At 39.4% G+C, this 348-nt stretch carries 1 protein-coding gene; it reads left to right on the forward strand.

Translation table 11 applies throughout. The features are described from left to right. The coding region (locus tag AOA60_RS01005) for an EAL domain-containing protein (protein WP_143522302.1) at window positions 1-348 on the forward strand (348 nt) is incomplete at both ends.

The following is a 348-nucleotide window of genomic DNA, read 5'->3' on the forward strand; positions in this document are numbered from 1 at the left end:
ATATTGCAATGTACCAGGCGAAGGGAAATATAGATAGTTTCTATGAAATTTATAATAATCACATGGATTATGAAAGCTTAAGAAAATTTCTGTTACTGAAGGACCTACGCAAAGCTGTTGAAAATAATGAACTGACTTTATTTTTTCAACCGGTTATCAACATGGATACGATGCAAATTGTGAGTGTGGAGGCACTAGTTCGTTGGTGTCATCCTAGTCTTGGGACAGTCTCACCAGGTGAATTTATTCCCCTCGCAGAGGAGAGTGGATTGATCATTCGGATAGGTGATTGGGTATTGAACAAAGCTTGTGAACAAACAAAGGAGTGGCAGGAAGCAGGATTTCCTC

It is taken from the genome of Pseudomonas sp. 2822-17, assembly GCF_002742485.1.
GTDB classification, from domain to species: Bacteria; Pseudomonadota; Gammaproteobacteria; order Pseudomonadales; family Pseudomonadaceae; genus Aquipseudomonas; species Aquipseudomonas cyclaminis.